Annotated in this window: 1 protein-coding gene; it reads left to right on the top strand. The window is 38.4% G+C overall.

The features are described 5' to 3' along the window. Window positions 1-301: 301 nt before the first annotated feature. Complete coding sequence (locus tag FEM33_RS00830; RefSeq protein WP_138284307.1) at window positions 302-664, top strand: recombinase family protein; 363 nt, start codon at window positions 302-304, stop codon at window positions 662-664. Window positions 665-1,158 lie beyond the last annotated feature (494 nt).

The following is a 1,158-nucleotide window of genomic DNA, read 5'->3' as shown; positions in this document are numbered from 1 at the left end:
TGGATAGATATCATTTCAGAGCGCACCAGGGAATAGATCGAAAAAAGCCTGCAGAGCTGTTTGAAATGTGCGCCTAAAACAACTAACAAACCTAAATTAGTGGTCTAACATAATCGAGGTATCATAATCGGATGCTCCCTAAATTATACGGTGGTATAACTGTACTCTCGGGCCTCATAATCTTTCCTCCCATTTAGTCCTGAAAATAGCCATATTTACCAATTTGAAATTTCATTTTAGTGGTACACCAAAACTATTTACTATATAATGCAAACAACCACGTTAAACTGTACTATTTGGAATGGTGATTGGATACATTCGGGTTTTGAAGACTGAGCAGAATCAGGATTTACAATTGGACTCCATCAAGAAAGCAGGTTGTGAGAAAATTTGTCATGAAAAGATCTCAGGTGTTTCCATACATAGATCTGAATATATCAAGATGATTTCCGAGCTTCGTAAAGGAGACGTAATCGTTGTATGGAGAATTGATCGTCTCGGAAGAACGACTTATGAGTTAATCAAGATGATGTTGGAATGGAAAGAAATGGGCGTGGATTTCCAGAGTATTTCAGAAGATATTGATACTACCACCAAAATGGACCGGCTTTGGTATATGCTTAGTTGGATCTTTGCAGAGAATGAAAAAGAAACTTTAATCTAGCGGACTTTGGCCTACCACCCACGCGCCAGGGGTCGCGTGGGTGGTAGGCCAAAGGTTTTAACTAAAAAGTCTAAGGAGCTAGCTGGCCTTGCTGCAACACTGTATACAAGCAAAAAATATACAACGAAGCAAATTTGTGAGCAGCTTAGAATTGGGATTAAGGCAACGCTGTATAATTACTTAAGGCACGAAGGAATTGAGATTGAAGGCTGCATCAGAACTTCTACATAAATATTCATACTTATACCACAGTTTTTTAATTCTGAAGTCTTCGTGCATAACATTCTTTAAATTCACAGCAATCATTCTAAAATTAGTATGGCGACAGTTAGCATTAGAAGTATACCATCTTATAAAATTATTGTTGGGGAGTGTACGCTGAACTGTGTCAGGGTTTGATTTTGGGAGATTCAGCCGCCCAAGAAAAATTCTCGATCTGCCTGTAATCTGTCACCAAATTTAATATACAATTGAGACATGGTCAAGCCCCAGTT

The sequence above is a fragment of the Dyadobacter flavalbus genome, assembly GCF_006149045.1.
Lineage (GTDB): Bacteria > Bacteroidota > Bacteroidia > Cytophagales > Spirosomataceae > Dyadobacter > Dyadobacter flavalbus.
The sequence above is the reverse complement of the archived record's forward strand: the minus strand, read 5'-3'. Positions and strand labels throughout refer to the sequence as shown.